The sequence below is a fragment of the Actinomycetospora lutea genome, from assembly GCF_028737205.1.
Classification (GTDB): domain Bacteria; phylum Actinomycetota; class Actinomycetes; order Mycobacteriales; family Pseudonocardiaceae; genus Actinomycetospora; species Actinomycetospora lutea.
The window spans coordinates 56,869-78,393 of record NZ_JAQZAL010000011.1 but is presented as its reverse complement, the minus strand read 5'-3'; the positions used below and the strand labels follow the sequence as shown (position 1 = coordinate 78,393).

Sequence of the window (21,525 nt, the reverse complement as noted above, 5' to 3'; positions counted from 1 at the left end):
GGCGGTGTCGGCGGTGTCGGCGGTGGGGACGGCGGCGTCGGCGGTGGGCCGGTGGTGGTCACGGTGACTCCTCGGTCGGGCGCTCCGCGTCGCCCGGCTCGTCGGCGGCGGCGAGGGCGGCGAGCGCGTCGGTGGCGGTGACGATCCCGACGACGACGCCGCCGTCGGTGACGAGCGCGGCGTCGAGCCCACCGGCCAGGACGGCGCGAGCCCGGCGGGGCGTCGTGGCGTCGACCTCGACCGTGGGCACCGGACGCCGGGCCAGACGGCCGACCGGTCCGGTGACCCCGTCGACGGCGGCCGCGATGAGGTCGCGTTCGAGCAGCAGCCCGACGCAGAGCCCATCGGCGACCACGGGGAGGTGGCGCACGTCGGCCACCCGCATCACGCGCAGCGCCTCGGCGACGATGACGTGCTCACCGACGACCCGCACCGGGCGGCTCGGGTCGAGGCGCGGGGTCGTGTCGTCGGCAGATGATCGCGTCGTCATCCCGTCATCGCAGACGGGCGCCGCGCCGGCCGACAGGGCCCAGGGTCCCCTCGCGGCGGCCCGACCGGATCGACGGTCGGCCCCGCCCCGCGGTCCGTTCGACCCTGCCGTGCGACCGGCCGCGCGCCGACGGTGGGCGCGTCGCGAAGGAGGTGGGTCATGACCCGGGCCCTGGTGGTCTTCGAATCGATGTACGGCAACACCGAGGCGATCGCCCGCGCGATCGCCGACGGTCTCGCCACCGGCGTGCCGGTCGACGTGGTGGAGGTCGGTGCCGCCCCGTCGACGCCGGGCGACGACGTCGACCTCCTCGTCGTCGGCGGGCCGACCCATGCGTTCGGGATGACCCGGGCCTCGACGCGGCGCGACGCGGCGACGAAGGCCGAGGGCGCGCTGGTGTCCCGGGGGCCGGGCGTGCGGGAGTGGCTCGCGGCCCTGCCGGCGCGCCCCGGCCTGCGCGCCGCGGCCTTCGACACCCGCGTCGGACACCCCCGCGTGCCGGGCTCGGCGGCGCGCGCGATCCGCCGTCGCCTCCGGCGCGGCGGCGCGATCGCGGTCGACGGGCCGCACAGCTTCTACGTCGAGGGCACGGACGGGCCGCTCTCGCCCGGCGAGCTCGAGCGGGCCCGCGCCTGGGGCACGGCGCTCGCCGCCGCCGCGGCCGTCCCGGCCGGCGGTGGGTCGTGACCAGGAATCCCGACGGTGCCCTGGTCGTCGGGGTGTCGCTCGAGGGACGCAGCGACGCCGCGGTGCGCTGGGCGGCGGCCGAGGCGCAGGAGCAGGGCCTCGCCCTGCACCTGGTGCACGGGCTCTGCGCACCGCTCGGGACCTACCCGGGCCGGTCCGCGGCCGGCGTCGACGCCGGCCCGGGCCTGTTCGGCCGGGCTCGGGCCGAGCTCCACGCGACGGCCGAGGCGACCCGGGCCATGGCTCCCGGGCTCGCGGTGGACGAGACCGTCGTCGAGAGCGACCCGGTCGCCGTGCTGCGGGCCCAGGCGCGCGGGGCGTCGATGATCGTGGTCGGTAGCCACGGCTCCGGCGCCCTCGGCGAGGTCGCGCTCCGCGGCGTCGCCCACGGTCTGGTCGGGCACGTCGACGTCCCGGTCGCGGTCGTGCCGCCGGCGACGACCGGGGCGCGCGCCCCACGGGATGTGGTCGTGGTCGGCGACGACGGCACCGAGGGCTGTCGAGGCGCCCTGCGGTTCGCCACCCGTCGCGCCGCGGTGCGCGGTGTCCCGCTCGTCGTGGTGCGAGCCGGGCCCGACGCCCGCCTCCTGTCCGAGGAGCTCCCGGACGTCGGCACCGACCGTCCGCCCGCGCTGCAGGTCGTCCTGGCCGAGGAGCGGGCGGACCGGGTCATCGCGGAACAGGCCGACGACGCCGAGCTCGTCGTCCTCGGGGGAGAGCACGGGTGGCGCCACCCGCGGCACAGCACCCGACGCGGGCTGGCCGTCCGGGCCCGGTGTCCGGTGGTGATCGTGTCCCCGGACTGGACGCCCGACCTGGTCACCCCCGGTGTGCTCGACGGGGCCCGCCGGTGAGTGTGCGACCCCGGGTGCGTGGCTGACGACGTCGTCCGACCCGTGAGGAGGTGGTCGCCGTGAGCGGTGGGATCGCGGTGGCCGAGCGCATGCAGGACCTGGTGCTCGCCGTCGACGCCTACCGGAGGGCCTACGCCGACGTGCTCGGTCTGGGTGTGGGCGAGGTGCTCACGCTCTCCGACCTCGGTCGTCACGGTGCGGTCCCGGTGTCGGTGCTGGCCGCTCGACTCGGGGTGGCGGCACCCGCCGGGACCGCGCTGGTCGATCGGCTGCAGACCAAGGGCCTCGTGGTGCGCCGTCGGCACCCGACGGACCGTCGCAGCACGCTCGTCGACCTCACACCGCGCGGTCGTCGCGTCGCCGCACTCATGGGGCGCCTGTTCCGGGACGACGTCGGGGGCGCGCTCGAGGCGGTCCCGCTCGAGCACCTCCACGAGTTCGCCGACCTCCTCGACCGGATCGCGGCCGCCCTGCGGCGACGTGCCGGCGACGTCAACGCCCTGCGCCGCGACCTCCTGCGCGAGGACCGGGCGCCGGAGCCCCCGGCCGGTGTGTGACCACGAGACCAACGGCCCCCCGACCGGGCCCGGTCGACCCGAGCGCTCGGCGCCGAGGGAACGGACCGTCGACGACGGGCGGGCACGGGCCCGCGGGAGAGGGGATCACCATGGAGAACACTCGCGACGAGACGCGCCGGGTCGACGATCTCGCCGGTGTGGGGATGGGGCGCGTCGACGACGCGGGCTGGGTCGTCGACTTCGCCGGGGTGCGCATCGGCCGGCTCGTCGGCGATGCCGCCGTCGAGGACTTCGCCGGGGTGCGCATCGGCACCCTCGCGGCCGCCCGACACACGAGCCACGCCTGAGATCGCCGCGACGCTCCACCGGGCCGAGAGGCCGACGTACCGGGTCAGGACTTACCCGCCGCGCGACCCGTGTCCCGGTCCGCGGGGTAGAGGTCGGCGGCGGTGCTCGTGGTGCGTCGCGTGGCGTCGCCGGCGTCGTTGAGGGCGTCGCGGGCGGTGTAGAGGTGCTCGATGGCGGCGTGCGCCCGCTCGGTGGGTTCGGGCGACTGGGCGCTGAGCTCCTGGGCGAGATGACCGCAGGTGTCGGCCAGGGCGTCGCAGAGATCGCTGACCGCGGTGCCGGCACGACGCAGTTCGTGCAGCTCGAGGCGGGGCGTGCGGCGCAGCCGGGCGGCGGCGTCGAGCGCGGCGTCGACGACGTGCTCGAGATTGCGCACCCGCGCCTCCGCCGGACGCGGGACGCGGACGGGCTGCTCGACGCGGGAGGCCCGCGGTTCCTGGGGTCCGCGCGGTGCTGGGTCCACGCGGGGCTCCCTACCCGCTCGCCGACCGCCGCAGTGCCGGGACCCGTCGATTTCCGCGAGTCGTCTGCGAGGGTGTCGTGGACACGGTCCGCGATGTGGCCGGCGGCGAGCATGGTGTCGGCGGTCTCGGGCGCCCCCTCATCCGGGATCCCGCGGGGTTTCCGTGATCCGGCTCCCGTCGGACCGCGAGGGACGGTGCACGATCCACACGAACCCTGCGGCCGAGAGGGCGAAGAGTGCGGTCAGCGACGGGATCCCGGCGACGAGCATGATCAGGGCGAGCGTGCCCATCAGGACGGCGCCGCCCACGAGCAGGTGGTGCATCCACGGAGGGCGGTCCGTGGGCAGCCGGGCCTGCTGCGCGTCGAACGCGAGGACCCACCGCGGGTCCTCGGCCGCCAGTCGGCCCTCGATGTCGTCGAGCGCCCGGCGCTCCACGTCGTCGAGCATCGTCGTCCTCCCTCCGGGATCGGTGCGGCCCCACGGGACCAGGATGGCGCTGCGCCCGCCGCCCGTGGTTGTCCGTGACCGACAATCGGTCGACCGTGGTCTGTGGTGAACGACCAGAGGTGGTCGTCGACCGGCGGTCGACGGCGGGCGCACGGAAGGGGGCGGGCATGGAGAGCGACGAGGTCCACGACACCGCGACCGTCGACCTGCTCCGCCGCGCGGCGGACGAGCTGGAACGGTTGCACGCCCGGGTCCCGCCGGGGCGCTGGTCGACCCGCGGGCTCCTCGCCACCCGACCCGAGGTCGTCGCCGAGGACGCCGCGGGACGGACCGAGCACGTCGCCGAGGCGCGGCAGCGCAGTGCGCGGTGGATCGTGGCGATGTCCCCGGCGGTGGCGCCCCCGCTCGTCGCCTGGCTCCGCGAGACCGCCGAGGTGCTCGACCGGCCCCGGCCCGGCGTGACCGCCTCGACCTCCGCCGCGGTCGCCCTCGCCTCCGAGCTGCTCGAGCGCCTCGGTCCACGGCCGTAGGGTCCGGGGCGGCCGCGGACGACGAGCTCCTGCGGGATGTGCCCGCGCGGAGGAGTCGACCAGGGGGGAGCACGGCAGAGGTCTCGGCGCCGGAGCACGTCGATCGGGCCCGCACGGGCCGACGGGAAGGTGGTGGACCAGATGGTCGAGCCGGAGGCCAGGACCGGGCCGGCACCGGAGGACGCGCTGATGCCGGCTGCGTTCCTCGGGCACGGCAACCCGATGAACGCGCTGGCGGTCAACCGTTACACCACGGCCTGGCGGACGCTGGGCGCCACGGTGCCGCGTCCGCGCGCCATCCTGGTGATCAGCGCGCACTGGTACATCAACGCCACCGCCGTCACCGCCATGCCGCGGCCGCGCACCATCCACGACTTCTTCGGCTTCCCGGCCGAGCTCTTCGACGTGCAGTACCCCGCGCCGGGACTGCCCGAGCTCGCCGACGAGGTCAGCGAGATCGTCCACCCGACCTGGATCGGGGCCGACGTGGACAGCTGGGGGATCGACCACGGCACCTGGTCGGTGCTCCTGCACGCCTTCCCCGACGCCTCGATCCCCGTGGTGCAGCTGAGCATCAACGCCGACAAGCCTCTCGACCACCACCTGGAGCTGGGCGCGAAGCTCGCTCCGCTGCGCCGGCGCGGCGTGCTCGTGATCGGCAGCGGGAACGTGGTCCACAACCTGCGCGCGATGGACTGGGGTCTCGCCGACGACGGCTACGACTGGGCGCGACGGTTCAGCGACGACTCGCGCGAGCGGATGCTCACCGAGCCGACCGAGTTCGCCGCGCTCGACGCCCACGCCGACTTCCGGCACGCGGTCCCGACGCCGGACCACTTCATCCCGGCCCTCTACTTCGCCGGGCTGGCCGGGGCGAGCGCCGACCCGTCGGTGGACGTCCTCGTCGACGGCTACGCCTACGGGTCCCTGTCGATGACCGCCTACACCCTCGACGCGTCCTGCCCGGGTCCGTCCGGCGGCGACGGGTCGCCGCGCCCGCCGGCGGAGCTCCCGCCCGACGGGTCGAACATCTGAGGGGTGAGAGCGCGTCCGCGCGGGCGACGCAGAGGTCTCAGGTGGCCGGCTCGCCGTGCGCGATGGGGCACGTGGCCTCGATCAGCGGGCTCGCCGAGGCGCCGCAGCGATAGGCCGCGTTGGCCAGGACCGAGCACCCGCACCCCGCGGCGCGCGCCGCCGGGCTCCCCGGCAGCAGGATCGCCGCGCCGGTCGGTGCTGGCGGGGCCGGATCGACGTCGGTGCCGGGACGCGGGTCGGGGTCTGCGGGGTACATCGCCTACCGAGTCTCCGACGCCGTCAGGGGCAGGCGGCGCTGGGATGAGGGAAGTAATTGTCGCCTCCGAACGCCGCGGTGGCCGGTCCGCCTACCGGGACGCGTGCTCGAGCAGCTCGGGGAAGTCCCGGACCCACCGTCGCTGCCACGGGGTCTGCACCGCGCGGTGGTGGAAGTGCTGCCGGGTCCAGCTCACCGCGTGCTCGACCGCGAGCCCGTCGAGGATCGCCAGACAGGCGATCACGGTGCCCGTGCGTCCCTTGCCCGCGCGGCACGCGGCCTCGACCCGCCGTCCCGCGCGGGCGCGCCGGTGGAGCTGGGCGATGGCCCGGGCCGCGTCGAGGGGGTCGGCCGGGACGCCGAAGTCGGGCCAGTCCAGCCACCGGTGCGGCCACGAGGGTGCGTACTCGACGCCGAGGTAGAGGCCGAACTCCGGGAGACCGCCGCGGGGCAGCGGATGCTGCACGCCCCGGCCCCGCACGACCGTGCGGCCGGGCAGGAGGAGGGTCGCCCGCCACTCGTCAGCGGTCACGTCGGGGGTCACGCCGCGGGCCGCCACGTCCTCCCTGTTCCCCGCGGGCGTGGGTGCCCCACATGCTGCTCGGCACCGTCAGCGCCGTCGGGACCGCAGCTCCCACCACGTCGCCGCGGCCGGGCCGCTGAGCACGACCACCGCGAGCACGACGCCCACCCACACGCTGGGCATGAGGACGGCGGCCAGCACGACCACCACCAGCACCTGGAGGGCGAGACGCGCCGAGGGCCTCGGCGCCGGCGCCCGCCGGGCCTCCGGGCGGGAGTCGTCGCCGGCCCCGGTGGTGTCGGGCTCCAGGTCGGCCGCGAGCCGCGCGAGCACCGCCTTCTCCTGCTCGCTGAGGGGCCGGGCGGGTTCGGGCCGCGTCGGCTCGGTCGTCACGGTGCTGCACCCCCGGTCCTCCGGCATCGATCGGGGACCAGGGTGCCTGGTCGTGCTGAGAAGGTGCTGAGCGCGGGGCCCGCACCGTGCACCTGCCCGCGACGCTCCTGCTCGCGGGCCGGACCGACGTCGTCGTGCTCGTGGTCGATCCCGCGCACGAGAACCCGCGCGACACCTGCGTCGGGTCAGCGGGCCGCACCGTCGCGGTAGAGCCAGCGCCCGCCCTCGCGGACGAAACGGCTGCGTTCGTGCAGGACGCCGGTCTGCGGTCCCTCGCAGTGGTGGGCGCGGAACTCGACGATCCCGTCGGTGTCGAGGAGCCCGCCGCCGACCCGGTCGAGCACCTCGAGACGGGTCCAGCGGATCGAGGGATCGAGGGTCAGCGTCGCCGGGCGTGTCGCCGGGTGCCAGGTCCGCAGCAGGTGGTCGACGTCGCCGCGCGCGAAGGCCGTGTAGCGCGACCGCATGAGGGCCTCCGCGGTGGGGGCCGTGGCCCCGGACTCGCCGAGGTACCGGCCGCAGCACGCGTCGAAGGGTTCGGGCAGCCCGCACGGGCACGGTCGGGGAGGCACGCCCGTCGAGTATGCCGTCAGGCGACGTCGGTCTCCGGTTCCTGGCGGAGCACGGCGCCGTCGCGGAAGCGGACGCCGTCCGCGCAGCGCGCCTCCACCTGGCCGCCGCCGAACTGCTCGGCGTAGAGCTTGGCGTAGAGGCCGCCCCGCGCCAGCAGCTCCGCGTGGGTGCCGTGCTCCACGAGACGGCCGCCGTCCATCGCGAAGATGACGTCGGCCGCGAGCACGGTCGAGAGCCGGTGCGCGATCGCGATGGTGGTGCGCCCGGACATGACCGTCTCGAGCGCGTGCTGCACGAGGCGCTCGCTGACCGTGTCCAGCGCCGAGGTGGCCTCGTCGAGGATCAGGACGCGCGGGTTCGCGAGGATCACGCGGGCGATCGCCAGGCGTTGCTTCTCGCCGCCGGACAGCCGGTAGCCCCGCTCGCCCACCACCGTGTCGTAGCCCGCCTCGAACCCGACGATCCGGTCGTGGATGTTCGCCGCCCGCGCGGCCGCCTCCAGCTCGGCGTCCGTCGCGTCCGGAGCGGCGTACCGCAGGTTCTCGGCGATCGTGGCGTGGAAGAGGTAGGTGTCCTGGGTGACCATGCCGATCACCTGCGCCAGCGACGCCAGCGTCAGGTCCCGCACGTCGATCCCGTCGAGGGACACGGCGCCGCGGTCGACGTCGTAGAGCCGGGGCACGAGGTACGACAGGCTCGTCTTCCCCGCGCCGCTCGGCCCGACGACCGCGGCGAGCTGACCGGGCTCGATGAGCAGCGACAGGTCCTGCAGGGCCCAGGTCGGCTCCCGCTCGACCTCGGGCTCCGGGTCGGTGACCTCGTCCTCCTCGGACGCCGGATACCGGAACCAGACGTCCCGGAACTCGACCGACCCGCGCGCGTGCTCCTTGTCGAGGGTGCGCGCCCCGGGCGGGTCGGTGACGGCCGGCACGAGGTCGAGGTAGGCGAAGATGCGCTGGAAGAGCGCGAGCGAGGTCTGCACGTCGAGCGACACCCGCAGCAGCTGCACGGCCGGGAACAGGAGCCTGCTCTGCAGGGTCGTGAACGCGACGAGGGTGCCCGCCGACAGGAGCGCGGTGCCCGACCCCGTGCCGACGTAGCCGGCCACCAGGTACACCGCGGCGGGCGTGATCGCGAAGAAGGCCTGGACGACGGCGAAGAACGACTGGCCGGTCATCGTCTGGCGGACCTGCAGGTCGGTCTGCCGGGCGTTCTCGGCCCGGTAGCGCTCGATCTCGTGGTCCTGGCGGCCGAACACCTTCGCCAGCAGCACCCCCGACACCGACAGCGACTCCTGGGTGATCGCCGACATGTCCGACAGCGACGCCTGCGTGCTCGCCGCCACCCTGCGCCGCACCCGCCCGACCCGGATCTGCAGCACGATGAACACCGGCATGAGCACGAACGCCACCAGCGAGAGCTGCCACGACAGCGCCAGCATCGCCGCGACCGACGCCACGACGGTGACGACGTTGCCGAGGATCGAGGACGCGGTCTCGGTGACCACGGACTGGACCCCGGCCACGTCGTTGTCCAGGCGCGACTGGATCACCCCGGTCTTCGTCGAGGTGAAGAACCCCAGGTGCATGCGCTGGAGATGGGCGAAGAGCCGGTCGCGCAGGCCCTGCATGACGCGGTTGCCGAGCACCGTCGTGAGGTAGGTCTGCCCGACCCCGATCAGCCCGGAGACGAGCGCGATCACGACCATCGCCGCGACCAGCACCCCGAGCAGGCCCAACCGCGGGCCGTCCGGCGCGAACAGGGCGTCGTCGAAGACGGCCTGGGTGAGGAACGGGTTGGCGATGCCGAGCGCGGCGGTCACGAGGATCGCCAGGGCGATCAGGACCAGCCGGGCCCGGTAGGGCGCGAACAGCGCGACCACCCGCCGACCCAACGGCGGGCCGTCGGTGGTCGTGCCTGCCGCTGTCGTGGTGGTGACCATCGCCGTCCTCGTCCTGAGCTCCCGGGCCCCTTCATCATCGCGCGTGGCGGCGACACGGCAGGACGGCGCGGCGCGGTCGTGACGCAGAACCGTGCCGCCCGGTGGGCACCGGCTCGGCCGCACGGTGTGGAGTGGGCACCATGACGACCTCGATGCGCTCCCCGTCCGGCTCCCGCGACCGGTGCTCCGCGTGAGGGGCGCCGAGGCCCTGGTCGGCTCACTGGTCGGGGCGGGCGTCGACGTGTGCTTCATGAACCCGGGCACGTCCGAGATGCACTTCGTGCAGGCCCTGGACGCCGTCCCGGAGATGCGCGGGGTGCTGACGCTGTTCGAGGGCGTCGCGACCGGCGCGGCCGACGCGCACGCGCGGATCACCGGGCGGCCCGCCGCGGTGCTGCTGCACCTGGGGCCGGGGCTCGGCAACGGGATCGCCAACCTGCACAACGCGCGCCGGGCCGGCACCCCGCTGCTGTGCATCGTCGGCGCGCACGCGACGAGCCACGTGCGTCACGACGCGCCCCTGCAGTCCGACATCACCGCGCTGGCGGGGGCGGTGTCGGGCTGGGTGCACACCTGCGGCGACGTGCGCGACGTCGCCGACGACGCGGTGCGCGCCGTGGCCGCGACCCGCGAGCGCGGCGGACAGGTCGCCACGCTGGTCCTGCCCGCCGACGTGTCGTGGTCCGACGGTGCCGCGCTCGCCCCCGCCCGGCCCGCCGCGGCCCCGGTCCCGCCGGCGCCCTCCCGGGTGGCGGCCGTCGCGGCGGAGGTGCGCGAGCCCGGCGCGGTGATCCTGCTCGGCGGTCCGGCGCTGACCGGGCGCGCCATGGACGCGGCCGGCCGGGTCGCCGCCGCCACCGGGGCCCGCCTGCTGGTGGAGACCTTCCCGCGGTGCTGGGACACCGGCGCCGGGCGCCCGCGGGCGGACAAGCTCGCGTACTTCGCCGAGGAGGCGCTCGCGCAGCTCGACGGCGCGTCGTCGCTGGTGCTGGCCGGGGCCCGCGCCCCCGTGTCGTTCTTCGGCTACCCCGGGGTGCCCGGCGACCTCGTGCCCGCGGGCTGCGCCGTGGTCGGGCTCGCCGACGCGGGCTCCGACGCGGCCGCCGCCCTGGAGGCGCTGGCCGCCGAGGTGGCGCCGGACGCGGTCGCCGAGCCGGCGCCGCGGGACGCGCCGGTGCCCGCGCCCGGACCGCTCGACGTGCGCTCGCTGTGCGCGGCGGTCGCGGCGACGCTGCCCGAGGACGCCATCGTGGTCGACGAGTCGCTGACCGCCGCCGCGGTGCTCGCCCCGGCCCTGCAGACCGCCGCGCCGCACACCCAGCTGGCGCTCACCGGGGGTGCCATCGGGCAGGGCCCGCCGACCGCGCTCGGGGCCGCGATCGCGGCGCCGGAGCGGCCCGTCGTGGCGGTGCAGGCCGACGGCAGCGCCCTCTACACGCTGCAGGCGCTCTGGACCCAGGCCCGCGAGCAGCTCGACGTCACGACCGTGCTGATCAACAACTCGGCGTACGCGATCCTGCGGGTGGAGCTGGCGCGGACCGGGGCCGGGGAGGCCGCCCACTCCGGGCGCGCCGGGCGCATGCTGACCCTGGCCGACCCGACGCCGGACTTCGTGTCGCTCGCGACCGGCTACGGCGTCCCGGCGCGGCGGGTGGAGACGACCGAGGACCTGCTCGACGCCCTGCGGTGGGCGCAGGACGAGCCGGGCCCGCACCTCATCGAGGCGATCGTCCCCGCGGTCGGGTAGCGGGCCGACGCCGTGGCCCCCTCCCGCGGCGTCCCCACTCTTCTAGAGTGGGCGGACACGTGGCCGGCTCGGCCACCGCTCGCGCAGGACGCCAGAGGTGGTGCCGTGAAGCCGTTCGTGATCAATCGCCATGGCCGTCTGGTCTTCCCGGCCAACTTCTTCGGTGAGCTGGACTTCACCGTCCTCGAGACACTCGAGCAGTTCACCGCGGTCATCGAGAGGGACTTCGAGGCGAAGGCCCCGACGGGGACCGACATCCTCGCGCGGGTGGAGAGCGGCTCCTACCCGAGCCGCTTCGAGCTGCTGCGCGACCTCGGCCAGAACCTGTTCTGGGTCAACCGGTACTCGATGACGATGTTCGACAAGCGCCCGACCCGCTGGCGCGACGTGCCCCGGCAGCGCGACGACGTCTTCCTCCCGGTGCTGACCCCGTGGGAGGACCGCGAGCGCAAGGTCGCGGCGGTCGAGCGCGCCCACCAGGAGCTGCCGTCGCGCTGGGACGCCGCCACCGAGGACCGGGTGTTCGCCCTGCTCTTCGACGTGTTCCGGCACAAGCTGCACCACGCCACCGAGCTGCCCGCGATCAAGCCGACCGTCGCCGAGTTCGTCGCGCAACCCGACGCGCTCACCTTCGTCATGCCCGACCACGATCCCGACCACCACGTCTTCGCGATGGACGAGATCTTCGACGCCGACGAGGAGGTGCCCGAGCTCGAGGCGCTCACCCGCTGGGCGATGGTGCTGCACAACCTGTACCCGTGGGACGGCTCGCGGACGACGCTGCGCCGTCCCGCCGACATCGGCCCGGACGACTTCGTCGTCACCTTCCACCCGCGCAACCGCGACGTCACGGCGTTCATCGAGCGGGTCAAGCAGGCCCGCGACGGCGGCCCCGCGCCGGCGACGACGCCGAGCATGCCGGCCGAGGCGGTGGCGCCCCGGACGCCCTACCCGCCGGTGCGGGTGCGCGAGGCCTTCGCCGTGCGGCCCGCGCTGGAGGCGCTGGCCGTGGTGCGCGGCGAGCACGTCTGCGACAACGTCGACGTCATCCGCAACGCCAGCTTCTCCTGGTCGCCGATGAGCGCCGAGGAGATCGCCCGCAAGACCGGGATCCGCCAGCGGCGCTACTCGACGCGCGAGCCCCACCACCTCGCGCTGGACGCCGCCCGCGCGGCCCTCGAGAAGTCCGGCCGGGCCCCCGACGAGATCGGCGCGGTGCTGGTCAGCACCTGCACCAGCAACCGCCAGATCCCCTCCATCGCCTGCTGGGTGTCCGGCGAGCTGGGGCTCGCGCAGACCCACACGTCGATGGACATGGTGGCGGCCTGCGCCGGACTGCCCTACGGGCTCGCGGAGGCGGTCCGGCAGCTCCAGGAGGTCGACCGCCCCGTGCTGCTGGTCTGCGTCGAGAAGTTCTCCGACAAGATCGGGAGCGCGCGCACGTCCCGGATGATCTTCGGCGACGGCGCGTCGGCGATGGTCGTGGCCCCCGCCGCGGACGGCGCCCCGGTCGACGTCGAGGTCCTGCAGACCTACGCCAGCGGCCCCGGGTCCGAGGTCAACTCGATCATCTGGCCGAACCCGGAGTTCGACAACGACATCACCGTCTACGGCCCCGAGGTGAAGTCGCTGGTCCAGCGCTACCTCGACCAGATGCTCGGCGAGCTCGGCGCGCAGACCGACCCCGACGACCCCGGCCGCAGCCTGCTGGAGAGCATCGAGCTCATCGTCCCGCACCAGGCCAACAAGACGATGATCCTCGACCTGGCCGCGAAGGCCGGGCTGTCGGCCGACCAGCTCTACTTCAACATCGAGACCATGGGCAACGTCTCGGCCGCGAGCATCCCGATCGCGATCCACGACGCCGTCCGCGACGGCGCGATCGACCGGCCGCTGCGGGTCTTCGCCCCCGGCTTCGGGGCCGGGGCCGTCGGCGGTTACGCGGTCGTCCGCGTCGACCCCGCGATCGTGGCCGACGAGGTGGTGCTCGACCCCCTCGAGACCGAGCGGGCGGTGCCGGCGCAGCGGGCCCCGACCACGACCGACGACGTCCGGGTGGCGTTCGGCGAGTAGCGGCGCGCGGGACCCTCAGTCGCTCGTCTCGAACTTGAAGGAGATCTCGAGGCGGACGCGGAAGGCGCTGACCTGGCCGTTCTCGATGACGAGGTCCGAGCGGACGAGCTCGGCGATGCGGATGTCGCGGACGGTCTTGGCCGCGGTCTCCACGGCGTTGCGCGCCGCGGCCTCCCACGACTCGGTGCTGGTGCCGATGACCTCGGTGACGCGGTAGACGGTGTCGGCCATGAGGAGTCCTCCTTGAGGGGCGGTGCACGGTCGGATCGGTCGATGTGAGCTAGGTCACAGCGCTCGGCCGACCCTAACCGCTGCCCGGCCGCGCCGCCAACGCGGGCCCGCGGTCGCCCGTTTCGGCCCGGGGGCCCGTGGGGGAGTTCAGCCGGGTGACGCTTGCCGCGCGGGGGAACGGGACCGGTTCGGGGACGCCGGGGGACGTCCGTCCCCGGGTGGTCATCGTGGGGGGTGGGTTCGCCGGCTACAACGCGGCTCGATCCCTGGCGAGGCCACCGGCGACGCGGTGGACATCCTGCTCATCAGCCCGACCAACTACTTCCTCTACCTGCCCTTGCTGCCCGAGGTCGCGAGCGGGGTCCTGGAGCCCCGCCGGATCTCGGTGTCGCTGGCGAACACGCTGCCGCGCTCGGTGGCGCTCGCCACGATGACCGCCCAGCACGCCCAGCGGCAGGGTCGGCTCGCCGGGCGCAACGTCGCGGCCTCGCTGGGCCGCGGCCGGCAGCGGCCCTACCGCCACCGGGACCTCGGCTTCCTCGTCGACCTGGGCAGCACCGACGCCGCCGCGAACCCCCTGCACCTGCGCCTGGCCGGGCTGCCCGCCAAGACGATCACCCGCGGGTACCACCTGCTCTCGATGCCCGGCAACAGGGTGCGCACCGCCGCCGACTGGGTCCTCGACGCCGTCCTCGGGCGGCAGTCGACCCAGCTGGGCCTGGTCCGGTCGACCTCGGTGCCCCTCGAGACCTCCTCGCCCGAGGTGCCGCACCACCCGCACATGCCCTTCCCGCCCGAGCGGTAGGCGATCGCACCGTCCGCGCCGCTCCCGGGCGGGTCAGCGCGGGGCGACCAGCGGCGGCACCTGCTCGTGGAAGGACGTGCGGGTCTGGAAGGCGGCGCCGGCGCGCCCGATCAGCTGCACGCCGATCGGGAGGCCGTCGGGGTCGAAACCGCAGGGCACGCTGAGGGCCGGCAGGCCGGTCAGCGACGGGAGCCCGGTGAACTGCATGATCGCCGAGAGCATGTCCTCGGGGGCGCCCGGGTCGATCTCGACGGTGGTCTCGCCGAGCGCCGGCCTCGGTGCCGTGCAGCACCATCGAGGGCATCCAGTGCTCGTAGTACCGCGACGTCAGGTACTCGGCGGCCGGGATCTGCTCCATCCCGGAGCGGAAGGCGTCGAGGTTGAACGCGCCGGCCATCGCCATCGCCGGGAACATCGGCAGGACGCGCTTCTCCCACTCCGAGGAGAACACCGGCTCGTCCTCGGGGTGGACCCGGGCCGTGACCCTGCTTCCCGCCGAGGTCGGGCGTGATCTAGGCCGACGGCGGGGCGATGACGCCGTCGATGACCAGGGAGGCGCGCGAGGCCTCGGCGGTGTACAGCGGGGGAGCCAGCAGGTCCCGGTCCCCGACGACGTCGTGCCGCGGGGAGGGTCGCCGGCGCCACGCCGCGACGTGCGCCGCCGCCGACGCGTCGGGGTCGCGGTGCAGCACGCGGGCGTACTGGTGGATGGCCTCGTAGACGGTCTCCGAGAGCGCGGTGACGGGCGGCGCCCAGGCGCCGCGCGCGTCCGTGTAGCGGGCGAGCAGCTCGGCGTTGCCCGCGGCCGGGCCGTCCTGGAAGTAGCTCAGCGCCGTCCGCAGGCCCTCGGCGGCGTGCTCGCCCATGTGCGCGAGCGTCGCCTCGTCGAGCACGAGCGACACCGTCCGCGTCGTGTCGCGCAGCCCGGCCCGGACGCCGGCGCGCTCGAAGGCCACCTCGTCGGCCCCGACGAGCGAGCTGAGGAGGAGGTCGGCGCCCGCCCGGGGGATCGCCTCGACGATGGCGTCGAAGTCGGTGGTGCCCAGCGGGGTCAGCTTCTCGCCGACCACCCGTCCGCCCGCGGCGTCGATCACACGGCGGGCGTCGCGGTGCGCGCCGTGGGACCACACGTAGTCCTGCCCGACGAGGAACCACCGTCGGCCACCCGTCGCGCGCATCGTCGGACCGACCAGGGCCTCGAGCTGGTCGCGAGGGCGTTCGCCGAGGCGCAGGACGGTGGGCGAGCCGCCGCCGCCCTCGTTGATGACGGAGTGCACGAGCAGCACGCCGGTACGCTCCACGGCCGCGCGGACCGCGTCGAAGCTCGCCGAGGTGGTGTTGACGAACAGGGCCCGGCAGCCCAGACGGACCATCCGGCGGGCCTCGAAGGCGGCCTGCTCGGCGTCGGTGCCGTCGTCGGCGGTCAGCAGGGAGAGGCGCCGGCCGGCGACGCCGCCGTCGGCGTTGACCTCGTCGACCGCCAGCGCGGCCATGGCCTCGGCGGAGCCGGAGTAGATCGCGCCGGTGCCGGACATGGTGGTGATCGCCCCGACGCGGACCGAGCCGTCGTCCGGCGGTTCGGGCAGCGGCACGCCGCGGCGGTGCAGCAGCCACTGCACGCCCGCCGGCGGCACGGTGGCCCGGACCCGCACCCGCGTCCGTCCGACGCCGGCCGAGCCGAACCGCACGCACAGCCGTCCCGGCCACGGCTGCGTGTGCTCCACGACGAGCAGCGAGCCGGGCACGACGCGCGAGAAGCGTCCGAGGATCTCCAGGCCGTCGCCGGCGCCGTCGGCCGCGGGCAGCCGCATGCTCACCGCGGCGCCCTCGGCGACACGGTCGCACCGCGCGCCGAACAGCCACCCCGAGCCCTCGGAGCTGCCGAAGCGGGCGAACACCTCGTGGCGGTCGAGGTAAACGGTGCGCTCCGCGGCAACGGTGGTGCTGGTCATCGCGGCCCCGGGGGTGCGTCAGCCGACTCCACGGTCGCCGCGGTCGGCGTCGTGCCGCTCCGGGGCGTCGGTGGTGTCGATCGAGGTCGTCGCCTCGCGCAGGATCGACTGGAGGTAGACGAAGGCGTCCCGGACCGTACCGTCGAGATCGAGCGAGTAGAACCGGTTGCGCCCGGAGCGCCGCTCGACGACCACCCCGGAGGTGCGCAGCACGCGCAGGTGGCTCGACACCGACGTCCGGCCGACGGAGTCGATGCGCGCGGCGATCTCGCTCGCGCTCAGCTCCCCCTCCTCGCCGAGGGCGGCGAGGATCCGGCGACGGACGCGGTCGGAGAGCGCGTCGAACGCCAGGTTCTCGTTCGCCTCCACGCGCGGAAGCTACCACGGGTCGACACCTGTGCACGCGTCGTCCGTCCGCGCTGCCGACGGCGCACCTCGCTCCGCCGGGTAGCGTCGCGCCGTGGTGGTGATCGTGGTCGTCGTCCTGTCGGCGGCCGCCGTGGTCGGCTTCCTCACCCGGCGGCAGGTCTTCGGGACGCGCTCCCACGACCACCCGCTCGCGCGGGCGGAGGGCGTGACGATCAGCGAGCTGGTCGTGCCGGCGCGGACCCTCGCGGCGCTCGTCCTCGCGTTCGTGGTGGTGTCGGTCTACAGCTCGTTCGACGACGCGGGGGAGCAGGCGGCGACCGAGGCGGGCGCCGTGCTGTCGATGGCCGAGGGCGCGACGCTGCTGACCCCGCCGGCGCGGGCCGAGGTGCTCGGGCGGCTGACGTGCTACACCCGCTCGGTCGTCGGACCCGACTGGCGGGCCCAGGCCGGGGGCGCGCCGTCGCCGGTGGCCGACGCGGCCGCCGACCAGGTCACCGCCGCGCTGGCCCGGGCCGCCGTCGACCCCCGCAACGCGACGGCGGTCGGCGCGATCCTCGCCGACAACAGCGAGCGCATCCGGACCCGCATCCAGCGCTTCGAGGACGGTCGTCCCAGCGTGCCCACGGTGGTCTGGGTGGTCCTGCTGCTCTCGATGGCGGTGATGATCGGCGGGCTCGCCGCCCTGGTGCACCCCGGGGTGCGGACGGGCGTGCAGGTGGCCGTCCTCGCCGGCACGACGGTGGTCTTCGGCCTCACGCTGCTCGTGGTGCACGACCTCGACCGCCCCTACAGCGGGCCCGCCCGCACCGAGCCGACGGCGATGATCGACGTGCAGCGCCGGATCGCCGCGCTGCCGGGCGAGACGGTGCCGGTGCCGGTGCCGTGCGACGGCGAGGGCCGGTCGGTCTGAGACCCGGAGCGTCGCCACGCCGGTGTCGACAGTCATCACTCTGCTGTCGGCACCGCGGCTACGATGGCGCTGTCGAGGGAGGTGCCGCGTGAGCATCGAGCCGTTGGAGAGCCTGGACCGCAGCACGCTGCGCGAGCGGTCGCTGGCGGCGCTGCGGGCGGCCATCACCGCGGGGCGCTACCGACCGGGCGATCACCTCGGCGAGGTCGAGCTCGCCACCCACCTCGGCGTCAGCCGGGGGACCGTGCGCGAGGCGCTGCGCCACCTCCAGCAGGAAGGCCTGGTCACCGCCGGCAACCGGGGGATGCTGCGGGTCAACCGCTTGTCCGCCACCGAGGTGCGCGAGCTGTTCAAGGTCCGCGCCGCGCTCGAGGGACTCGCGGTCTCGGAGATCATCAGCTCGCCGCGGCGCCAGCAGGCCGTGGACACGCTGCGCGCCGCCCTGGGCGGGCTCGGGCGCGGTGACTTCGCCGAGCGCGTCGAGGCCGACCTCGGCTTCCACCTGCTGCTGTGCCGGCTGTCGCAGAACTCTATGCTCGTCGAGGCCTGGCGCGCGCTCGAGGGCCGCATCCGGGTGACGATCATGAACGGCGACGCCGAGAACTCGCCGGTGATGATGGCAGGCGACCGGCACGCACCGATCATCGACGCGATCGAGAGCGGCGAGCTCGCCACGGCGTTGTCCGTGGTCGAGGGGCACATGGCGGCCGCGGCGGACCACTTCGCGGCCGCCGACGACGCGGGCTGAGGCGACGCCGCCGAGGACCGCCACGGCGGCCTCCTGACGATCTCTGCCCTCGCTCCGGGTGATCGGCCCAGGTCAGGACCCCTGGAATCCGTCCTCGTCGACTGTTGACAGAGGGACTCGCTCGGCTCCACCATCTTCCCCCAACAGCTGACTGTTAACAGTCGACTGTTGGGGTTGGCCGACGCGCGGCAGCCACCCCCCGTCGAGTCCCCACGATCAGCGGAGATCACCATGACCGAACGGAACGGGGCACCGGCCGACGCCGGCCCGGCTGCCGAGAGCACGCGCCACCCCGTGGAGGGCACCCCGGCCCGCAAGCGGGTCGCCATCGGGTCGTCGATCGGGGCGACCATCGAGACCTACGACTTCATCGGGTTCGGGGTCGCCGCGGCCCTGTACTTCAACACCGTCTTCTTCCCGGCCGACGACCCGCTCTCCGGGACCCTGCTCTCGTTCGCCACGCTCGGGGTCGGCTTCGCGGTCCGCCCGCTCGGCGGGATCATCGGCGGCTACCTGGGCGATCGCATCGGCCGCAAGCCCGTCCTCGTCGGCTCGCTGCTGCTCATGGGCATCGCGACCGTCCTGATCGGCCTGCTGCCCACCTATCAGCAGGTCGGCGTCTGGGCCGGGGTCCTGCTGGTGGTCGTCCGCGTGGTGCAGGGTCTCGCCTTCGGCGCCGAGTGGGGCGGCGCCATCCTCATGACGTTCGAACACGCGCCCTGGCGCAGACGGGGTCTCTACACCGGCATCACGCAGGCCGGCTTCCCGGTCGGCCTGCTGCTGGCGAACGTCGCGTTCCTCGTCAGCGTCCCGCTCGGCGACCAGTGGGCGTGGCGCGTGCCGTTCCTGCTGTCCGCGGTGCTGATCGCCGTCGGGATCGTCATCCGGCTCAAGGTCGAGGAGTCCCCGGAGTTCGAGGAGCTCAAGTCCGAGGGGGAGGTCTCGAAGAACCCGCTGCTCGAGGTCGTGCGCGACGACTGGCGCAACATCCTGCGGGCCTTCTTCCTGCGCATGACCGAGACCGCCGGCTACGCGGTCACCATCACCTTCGTCGTGTCCTACCTGACCTCGGAGGACATCTCCGACCGCACGACGACGCTGACCGCGACCATGATCGCCGCGGCGATCGGCATCGCCGCCACCGTCTTCTGGGGCTCGCTGACCGACCGCGTGGGCCGCCGCCCGGTGTACCTGGTGGGCACCGCGATCACCGCGCTCTGGGGCGTGCCGCTCTTCCTGCTCGTCAACACCGGGACCGCGCTGGCGATCGTCGCGGCGTTCGTCGTCAGCTACGCGGTCTGCCAGAACATGCTCGCCGGCGTGCAGGGCGCCTGGTTCTCCGAGCTGTTCGCCGCCCGGACCCGCACCACCGGCGCCTCGCTGGCCTACCAGCTCTCCGCGGTCGTCTCCGGCTTCACCCCGCTGATCGCGACCGCCCTGTTCGCGGGCTTCGGCTGGATCGGCCCGGCGCTGCTGATCACCTTCTACGGCGTGTGCGGCGTGGCCGCCACCCTGCTCACCCGCGAGACCTGGGGCCCTGCGGAGAAGGCCGCCGTCGACGAGCTCGCGCGCACCGACGCGCCGCGGGCCCCGGCCAGCCCGGTCACCGCCTCCTGACCCCCGACCGATCCGGAGACACGACATGACCTCCACGACCACCGCCCCGGTCACCACCGGCGCCGCCGCGACCCCCACCGAGCGCGTGGCCCGCCTGCGCGACGCGGCCTACCGCATCCGCCGCCACGCCCTCGACATGGGCGAGGTCCAGGGCCAGGGCTACATCGGCCAGGCGCTCGGCGTCGCCGACGTGCTCGCCGTCCTGTTCGGCGACACGCTGCGCCTCCGCCCGCACGACCCCGAGTGGCCCGACCGCGACCGCTTCCTGCTCTCCATCGGCCACTACGCGATCGCCGCCTACGCCGCGTTCGCCGAGGCCGGCATCATCCCGACCGAGGAGCTCGAGACCTACGGCTCCGACGACTCCCGCCTGCCGATGTCGGCAATGGCGTCCTACACCCCCGGCATGGAGATCTCCGGCGGCTCGCTGGGCCACGGGCTGGGCGTCGCCACCGGGATGGCGCTGGGCCTGCGCCATCTCGGCAGTTCCGCCCGGATCGTCGACCTCCTGTCGGACGGCGAGCTCGACGAGGGCTCCACCTGGGAGGCCGCGATGTCCTGCGCCCACCACGGGCTCGCGAACGTGCTCGCCGTCGTCGACGTCAACGGCCTGCAGGCCGACGGGCCCACCGCGGGTGTGCTGCGCATCGACCCGCTCGAGGACAAGTGGCGCGCCTTCGGCTGGGCCGTGCGCCGGGTCGACGGCAACGACGTCGCCGCCCTCGTCGACGCCCTCGACGAGCTCACCGCCGACCCCACCGGACCGTCGGTCCTGCTCTGCGACACCCGCCCCGGGCGCGGCGTGCCGATGCTCGAGACGCGCGAGAAGGCGCACTTCCTGCGCGTCGAGGAGCACGAGTGGCAGATCGCCCGTGACCAGCTCCTGACGGGAGACCTCAGGACGAGCACGCCGATCGGGGAGCGGAGCTCGACCATCCAGGAAGGACACGACCGATGACCACCGCCGCGCCCAAGAAGCTCACGACCTCGGCGATGATCGCGTCGTTCGCCGACGCCGACCAGCGCACGACCCCCGCACCGTTCGGCCACGCGCTGGCTGCCCTCGCGCAGGAGCGTCCCGAGATCGTCGGGCTCTCGGCCGACCTCGCCAAGTACACCGACATGCACGTCTTCCGCGAGGCCCACCCGGAGCGCTTCTTCCAGATGGGCATGGCCGAGCAGGTCCTGCTCGGCGCCGCGGCCGGGATGGCCGAGGTCGGGCTGGTGCCGTTCGCGTCGACGTACTCGGTGTTCGCCACGCGTCGCGCCTACGACTTCCTCGCCCTCGACATCGCCGAGCCCGGGCTCAACGTCAACGTGGTCGGCGGGCTGCCCGGTCTGACCACCGGCTACGGCCCCAGCCACCAGGCCACCGAGGACCTCGCGATCCTGCGCGGCTGCCCGAACCTCACGATCGTCGACCCCTGCGACTCGGTGGACATCGAGCAGGCCGTGCCGGCGCTCGCCGACCACGACGGGCCGACCTACCTGCGCCTGCTGCGCGGATCGGTGCCCACCGTCCTCGACGAGTACGACTACCGCTTCGAGCTCGGCAGGGCCGCCGAGCTGCGGACCGGGCGCGACGTCCTGCTCATCTCCACCGGCCTCATGACGATGCGGGCGCTGCAGGCCGCCGCCCGCCTCGAGGCCGACCACGTCGACGTCGCCGTCCTGCACGTGCCGACGATCAAGCCGCTCGACCGCGAGGCGATCGTCCGCGCCGCCCGCTCCGACCGGCTCGTCCTGACCTGCGAGAACCACACCGTGGTCGGCGGGCTCGGGGAGGCCGTCGCCACCTCGCTCGCCCTCGCCGGCGTCGCCACGCGGTTCGGGCAGATCGCGCTGCCCGACGAGTTCCTCGCCGCCGGCGCCCTGCCGACCCTGCACGACCGCTACGGCCTGTCCACCGACGCCGTCGTCGCCCGCGTCAAGGCGGAGCTCGACGACCGCGCGCCCTGGCCCGCCGACCCCGCACCCGCGTCCGCCTGACCGCCCTGATCCCCGGGAGACC

At 74.6% G+C, this 21,525-nt stretch carries 25 protein-coding genes and 2 pseudogenes; 14 read left to right on the top strand and 13 right to left on the bottom strand.

Annotated features, from left to right (window positions below; translation table 11 throughout):
• Positions 1-58: 58 nt before the first annotated feature.
• Positions 59-490: a CBS domain-containing protein gene (locus tag PHK61_RS13935; RefSeq protein ID WP_274281588.1), complete on the bottom strand. Its 432-nt coding sequence runs from the start codon at positions 488-490 to the stop codon at positions 59-61.
• A gap of 159 nt (positions 491-649) precedes the next feature.
• On the opposite strand from PHK61_RS13935, the gene PHK61_RS13930 reads away from it, so the two are divergent.
• From PHK61_RS13930 to PHK61_RS13915, 4 genes are all read left to right on the top strand, one after another.
• Positions 650-1,177 carry a flavodoxin family protein gene (locus PHK61_RS13930; protein ID WP_274281587.1) on the top strand — a complete coding sequence of 176 codons (528 nt, stop codon included), beginning with the start codon at positions 650-652 and terminating at the stop codon, positions 1,175-1,177.
• A complete protein-coding gene (locus PHK61_RS13925; RefSeq protein WP_274281586.1) occupies positions 1,174-2,031 on the top strand; it encodes a universal stress protein in 858 nt (285 codons plus the stop codon). The genes PHK61_RS13930 and PHK61_RS13925 overlap by 4 nt, the downstream gene beginning before the upstream one ends.
• 59 nt (positions 2,032-2,090) lie before the next feature.
• Complete coding sequence (locus tag PHK61_RS13920) at positions 2,091-2,588, top strand: MarR family winged helix-turn-helix transcriptional regulator (RefSeq protein WP_274281585.1); 498 nt, start codon at positions 2,091-2,093, stop codon at positions 2,586-2,588.
• 110 nt (positions 2,589-2,698) lie between these two features.
• Positions 2,699-2,896 (top strand): hypothetical protein, encoded by a 198-nt coding sequence (locus tag PHK61_RS13915; protein WP_274281584.1) that lies wholly within the window; start codon positions 2,699-2,701, stop codon positions 2,894-2,896.
• A 44-nt stretch (positions 2,897-2,940) separates the two neighbouring features.
• Here the strand turns inward: PHK61_RS13915 and PHK61_RS13910 are convergent, their stop codons facing one another.
• Both PHK61_RS13910 and PHK61_RS13905 read right to left on the bottom strand, forming a co-directional pair.
• Positions 2,941-3,360: a hypothetical protein gene (locus PHK61_RS13910; RefSeq protein ID WP_274281583.1), complete on the bottom strand. Its 420-nt coding sequence runs from the start codon at positions 3,358-3,360 to the stop codon at positions 2,941-2,943.
• Positions 3,361-3,498: 138 nt separating this feature from the next.
• Positions 3,499-3,810 carry a DUF3040 domain-containing protein gene (locus PHK61_RS13905; RefSeq protein ID WP_274281582.1) on the bottom strand — a complete coding sequence of 104 codons (312 nt, stop codon included), beginning with the start codon at positions 3,808-3,810 and terminating at the stop codon, positions 3,499-3,501.
• 167 nt (positions 3,811-3,977) lie between these two features.
• Here PHK61_RS13905 and PHK61_RS13900 point away from each other — a divergent pair, with 167 nt between their 5' ends.
• Both PHK61_RS13900 and ygiD read left to right on the top strand, forming a co-directional pair.
• Complete coding sequence (locus PHK61_RS13900) at positions 3,978-4,340, top strand: hypothetical protein (protein ID WP_274281581.1); 363 nt, start codon at positions 3,978-3,980, stop codon at positions 4,338-4,340.
• 141 nt (positions 4,341-4,481) lie between these two features.
• Complete coding sequence (gene ygiD / locus PHK61_RS13895; RefSeq protein WP_274281580.1) at positions 4,482-5,375, top strand: 4,5-DOPA-extradiol-dioxygenase; 894 nt, start codon at positions 4,482-4,484, stop codon at positions 5,373-5,375.
• Positions 5,376-5,412: 37 nt separating this feature from the next.
• Here the strand turns inward: ygiD and PHK61_RS13890 are convergent, their stop codons facing one another.
• The 5 genes from PHK61_RS13890 to PHK61_RS13870 all read right to left on the bottom strand — a co-directional run bounded on the left by PHK61_RS13890 (position 5,413) and on the right by PHK61_RS13870 (position 9,062).
• Positions 5,413-5,631 carry a hypothetical protein gene (locus tag PHK61_RS13890; RefSeq protein WP_274281579.1) on the bottom strand — a complete coding sequence of 73 codons (219 nt, stop codon included), beginning with the start codon at positions 5,629-5,631 and terminating at the stop codon, positions 5,413-5,415.
• Between the two features lie 91 nt (positions 5,632-5,722).
• Positions 5,723-6,163, bottom strand: coding sequence for a protein-tyrosine phosphatase family protein (locus PHK61_RS13885; RefSeq protein ID WP_274281578.1), 441 nt, complete (start codon positions 6,161-6,163; stop codon positions 5,723-5,725).
• A 78-nt stretch (positions 6,164-6,241) separates the two neighbouring features.
• Positions 6,242-6,547 (bottom strand): hypothetical protein, encoded by a 306-nt coding sequence (locus PHK61_RS13880; RefSeq protein WP_274281577.1) that lies wholly within the window; start codon positions 6,545-6,547, stop codon positions 6,242-6,244.
• A 185-nt stretch (positions 6,548-6,732) separates the two neighbouring features.
• The gene (locus tag PHK61_RS13875) at positions 6,733-7,119 is read right to left on the bottom strand and encodes a YchJ family protein (protein ID WP_274281576.1); all 387 of its coding nucleotides are present in this window, start codon (positions 7,117-7,119) and stop codon (positions 6,733-6,735) included.
• A 17-nt stretch (positions 7,120-7,136) separates the two neighbouring features.
• Complete coding sequence (locus tag PHK61_RS13870; protein ID WP_274281575.1) at positions 7,137-9,062, bottom strand: ABC transporter ATP-binding protein; 1,926 nt, start codon at positions 9,060-9,062, stop codon at positions 7,137-7,139.
• A gap of 190 nt (positions 9,063-9,252) precedes the next feature.
• Between PHK61_RS13870 and PHK61_RS13865 the strand changes: the two genes are divergently transcribed.
• A complete protein-coding gene (locus PHK61_RS13865) occupies positions 9,253-10,809 on the top strand; it encodes an acetolactate synthase large subunit (RefSeq protein WP_274281574.1) in 1,557 nt (518 codons plus the stop codon).
• 105 nt (positions 10,810-10,914) lie between these two features.
• Complete coding sequence (locus tag PHK61_RS13860) at positions 10,915-12,882, top strand: 3-oxoacyl-[acyl-carrier-protein] synthase III C-terminal domain-containing protein (RefSeq protein WP_274281573.1); 1,968 nt, start codon at positions 10,915-10,917, stop codon at positions 12,880-12,882.
• Positions 12,883-12,897: 15 nt separating this feature from the next.
• Here the strand turns inward: PHK61_RS13860 and PHK61_RS13855 are convergent, their stop codons facing one another.
• A complete protein-coding gene (locus tag PHK61_RS13855; protein ID WP_274281572.1) occupies positions 12,898-13,113 on the bottom strand; it encodes a dodecin family protein in 216 nt (71 codons plus the stop codon).
• A 427-nt stretch (positions 13,114-13,540) separates the two neighbouring features.
• Between PHK61_RS13855 and PHK61_RS13850 the strand changes: the two are divergent.
• Positions 13,541-13,918 (top strand): annotated as a pseudogene (locus PHK61_RS13850) (NAD(P)/FAD-dependent oxidoreductase); the annotation flags it as partial.
• A 33-nt stretch (positions 13,919-13,951) separates the two neighbouring features.
• Here PHK61_RS13850 and PHK61_RS13845 read toward each other — a convergent pair.
• The 4 genes and pseudogenes from PHK61_RS13845 to PHK61_RS13830 all read right to left on the bottom strand — a co-directional run bounded on the left by PHK61_RS13845 (position 13,952) and on the right by PHK61_RS13830 (position 16,239).
• Entirely contained in the window at positions 13,952-14,164 is a 213-nt protein-coding gene (locus PHK61_RS13845; protein WP_420791390.1) for an amidase family protein, read from the bottom strand.
• An 82-nt stretch (positions 14,165-14,246) separates the two neighbouring features.
• Positions 14,247-14,369: pseudogene (locus PHK61_RS13840) on the bottom strand (nitrile hydratase subunit beta); the annotation flags it as partial.
• A 61-nt stretch (positions 14,370-14,430) separates the two neighbouring features.
• Positions 14,431-15,870 (bottom strand): ABC transporter substrate-binding protein, encoded by a 1,440-nt coding sequence (locus PHK61_RS13835; protein ID WP_274281570.1) that lies wholly within the window; start codon positions 15,868-15,870, stop codon positions 14,431-14,433.
• Positions 15,871-15,888: 18 nt separating this feature from the next.
• A complete protein-coding gene (locus PHK61_RS13830) occupies positions 15,889-16,239 on the bottom strand; it encodes an ArsR/SmtB family transcription factor (protein WP_274281569.1) in 351 nt (116 codons plus the stop codon).
• Positions 16,240-16,330: 91 nt separating this feature from the next.
• Between PHK61_RS13830 and PHK61_RS13825 the strand changes: the two genes are divergently transcribed.
• The 5 genes from PHK61_RS13825 (at position 16,331) to PHK61_RS13805 (ending at position 21,503) form a co-directional block, all read left to right on the top strand.
• Complete coding sequence (locus PHK61_RS13825) at positions 16,331-17,149, top strand: bestrophin-like domain (RefSeq protein ID WP_274281568.1); 819 nt, start codon at positions 16,331-16,333, stop codon at positions 17,147-17,149.
• Positions 17,150-17,237: 88 nt separating this feature from the next.
• The gene (locus PHK61_RS13820) at positions 17,238-17,897 is read left to right on the top strand and encodes a GntR family transcriptional regulator (RefSeq protein ID WP_274281567.1); all 660 of its coding nucleotides are present in this window, start codon (positions 17,238-17,240) and stop codon (positions 17,895-17,897) included.
• Positions 17,898-18,128: 231 nt separating this feature from the next.
• Positions 18,129-19,514: an MFS transporter gene (locus PHK61_RS13815; RefSeq protein ID WP_274281566.1), complete on the top strand. Its 1,386-nt coding sequence runs from the start codon at positions 18,129-18,131 to the stop codon at positions 19,512-19,514.
• Between the two features lie 25 nt (positions 19,515-19,539).
• The gene (locus tag PHK61_RS13810) at positions 19,540-20,472 is read left to right on the top strand and encodes a transketolase (RefSeq protein WP_274281565.1); all 933 of its coding nucleotides are present in this window, start codon (positions 19,540-19,542) and stop codon (positions 20,470-20,472) included.
• Positions 20,469-21,503: a transketolase family protein gene (locus tag PHK61_RS13805; protein ID WP_274281564.1), complete on the top strand. Its 1,035-nt coding sequence runs from the start codon at positions 20,469-20,471 to the stop codon at positions 21,501-21,503. The genes PHK61_RS13810 and PHK61_RS13805 overlap by 4 nt, the downstream gene beginning before the upstream one ends.
• The last annotated feature ends 22 nt before the right edge of the window (positions 21,504-21,525 follow it).

Bases quoted from the DNA above. Each gene is read 5' to 3' on its own strand.
- PHK61_RS13935 (WP_274281588.1), bottom strand. From the start codon at position 490: ATGACGACGCGATCATCTGCCGACGACACGACCCCGCGCCTCGACCCG.
- PHK61_RS13930 (WP_274281587.1), top strand. From the start codon at position 650: ATGACCCGGGCCCTGGTGGTCTTCGAATCGATGTACGGCAACACCGAG.
- PHK61_RS13915 (WP_274281584.1), top strand. From the start codon at position 2,699: ATGGAGAACACTCGCGACGAGACGCGCCGGGTCGACGATCTCGCCGGT.
- PHK61_RS13905 (WP_274281582.1), bottom strand. From the start codon at position 3,810: ATGCTCGACGACGTGGAGCGCCGGGCGCTCGACGACATCGAGGGCCGA.
- PHK61_RS13900 (WP_274281581.1), top strand. From the start codon at position 3,978: ATGGAGAGCGACGAGGTCCACGACACCGCGACCGTCGACCTGCTCCGC.
- ygiD (WP_274281580.1), top strand. From the start codon at position 4,482: ATGGTCGAGCCGGAGGCCAGGACCGGGCCGGCACCGGAGGACGCGCTG.
- PHK61_RS13890 (WP_274281579.1), bottom strand. From the start codon at position 5,631: ATGTACCCCGCAGACCCCGACCCGCGTCCCGGCACCGACGTCGATCCG.
- PHK61_RS13870 (WP_274281575.1), bottom strand. From the start codon at position 9,062: ATGGTCACCACCACGACAGCGGCAGGCACGACCACCGACGGCCCGCCG.
- PHK61_RS13855 (WP_274281572.1), bottom strand. From the start codon at position 13,113: ATGGCCGACACCGTCTACCGCGTCACCGAGGTCATCGGCACCAGCACC.
- PHK61_RS13835 (WP_274281570.1), bottom strand. From the start codon at position 15,870: ATGACCAGCACCACCGTTGCCGCGGAGCGCACCGTTTACCTCGACCGC.
- PHK61_RS13815 (WP_274281566.1), top strand. From the start codon at position 18,129: ATGACCGAACGGAACGGGGCACCGGCCGACGCCGGCCCGGCTGCCGAG.
- PHK61_RS13810 (WP_274281565.1), top strand. From the start codon at position 19,540: ATGACCTCCACGACCACCGCCCCGGTCACCACCGGCGCCGCCGCGACC.
- PHK61_RS13805 (WP_274281564.1), top strand. From the start codon at position 20,469: ATGACCACCGCCGCGCCCAAGAAGCTCACGACCTCGGCGATGATCGCG.